This window comes from Cytobacillus mangrovibacter (assembly GCF_042865275.1).
GTDB lineage: Bacteria > Bacillota > Bacilli > Bacillales > Cytobacillaceae > Cytobacillus > Cytobacillus mangrovibacter.
This window is the reverse complement of sequence record NZ_JBIACJ010000028.1, coordinates 1-1,894: the sequence shown is the minus strand read 5'-3', so window position 1 is coordinate 1,894 and position 1,894 is coordinate 1. Positions and strand designations below refer to the sequence as shown.

Below are 1,894 nucleotides of genomic sequence, written 5' to 3'. Positions count from 1 at the left end.
TTTATTGTGCGCCCGGCATGGGTGTAATCTCTAGGGTGAAAGTCCCGAGCCGTGAAGGCAGAAGTAGCGGTTAGCTTAGCGCAAGGGTGTCCGCGGTGACGCGGAATCTGAAGGAAGCGGGCGGCAAACTTCCGGTCTGAGGAACACGAACTTCATATAAGGCTAGGTATCATTGGATGAGTCTGCAATACAAGACAAAATCCTTTCTGCCGAAGGTGATATCGAGTAAATGAAGCAGATAGATGGAAGGAAAGATTACACTCTTACCCGGGGAGGTCTGATGGACACGTGAAGTACTCTTCATAACCTGCTTAGTGATAAGCAGCTGAACCATCAGAAGTCAGCAGAGGTCATAGTACGAATCGGTCTAGAACGATTCGGAAGGACCGAACAATTAAGAGAGAATAGCCCTTTGGCATTCAGTGAGTCATGATGAACACAGAAAACGCAGTACCTCACTTGAGGAAGGAAACGGTGAATCCCGTGGGGGATCTCTTGGAGGGTGGAGTGACTACTGGCATAAGAAGATTAGCTATTCACGGAAGGAAGAATAACAATGCTTTTGAATCAAATCCTGTCACGGGAGAATATGCTTCAAGCGCTAAAGCGTGTAGAACAAAATAAAGGAAGCCATGGAGTAGATATGATGCCCGTACAAATCCTACGACAGCACTTAATCGAAAATTGGTTACCTATCAGAGAGGCAATTCTCAAGGGTACTTATGAACCAATGCCTGTCCGAAGAGTCGAAATCCCGAAACCTGATGGCGGTGTTCGGTTACTAGGTATTCCAACTGTGACAGACCGTTTGATTCAACAAGCAATAGCCCAAGTATTATCCAAAATATATGACCCGACGTTCTCCGAACATAGTTATGGCTTTCGTCCAAACCGAAGTGCCCATGATGCAGTAAGGAAAGCAAAAGGATATATCAAAGAAGGATACAGATGGGTAGTAGACATGGACCTAGAAAAGTTCTTTGACAAGGTAAACCATGACAGGCTCATGAGTACATTAGCGAAGAGAATTAAGGAGAAACCTTTACTAAAGCTAATTCGCAAATATCTACAAGCTGGAGTAATGATTAACGGTGTCGTTTCGAGTACAGAAGAAGGAGCACCACAAGGTGGGCCCTTAAGTCCGCTACTTTCTAACATTGTGCTAGATGAACTAGACAAGGAATTAGAAGCCAGAGGACATAAATTTGTTCGTTACGCCGATGACAGTAATATTTATGTGAAATCAAAACGGGCAGGAGAACGAACAAGGGCGAGCATTCAACGATTCATTGAGGGAAAACTTCGTTTGAAAGTGAATGAAAAGAAGACGGCAGTAGACCGACCATGGAAACGGAAGTTTCTAGGGATTAGTTTCACATCTTCCAAAGAGCCAAAAGTTCGCATCGCAAAAGAAAGCCTGAAACGAATGAAGAAGAAAGTACGAGAAATCACCTCAAGAAAGATGCCGTATCCAATGGAATATCGGATTCAGAAACTGAACCAATATTTAATAGGATGGTGTGGATATTTTGCGTTAGCTGATACGAAAACTGTTTTCAGCGAATTAGATGGTTGGGTTCGAAGAAGGCTTCGCATGTGCTTATGGAAAAACTGGAAGAAGCCAAAGACAAAAGTGCGCAATCTTATAAACTTAGGTGTACCTGAGTGGAAAGCCTATGAATGGGGAAATAGCCGTAAAGGCTATTGGCGCATTTCAAATAGTCCTGTATTACACAAAACCCTCGACAACTCTTATTGGAGTGACCGAGGGCTTAAAAGTCTACAAGACCGTTATAAAATCTTGCGTCAATTATCTTAATTGAACCGCCGTATACGGAACCGTATGTACGGTGGTGTGAGAGGTCGGAGGTTAATCACCCCCTCCTACTCAATT

The 1,894-nt window shown here is 43.7% G+C and carries 1 protein-coding gene; it reads left to right on the top strand.

Annotated elements, in window-relative coordinates; all coding sequences use genetic code 11:
- Window positions 1–556 precede the first annotated feature (556 nt).
- Window positions 557–1,819: a group II intron reverse transcriptase/maturase gene (gene ltrA / locus ACFYKT_RS22250; protein WP_389224378.1), complete on the top strand. Its 1,263-nt coding sequence runs from the start codon at window positions 557–559 to the stop codon at window positions 1,817–1,819.
- The last annotated feature ends 75 nt before the right edge of the window (window positions 1,820–1,894 follow it).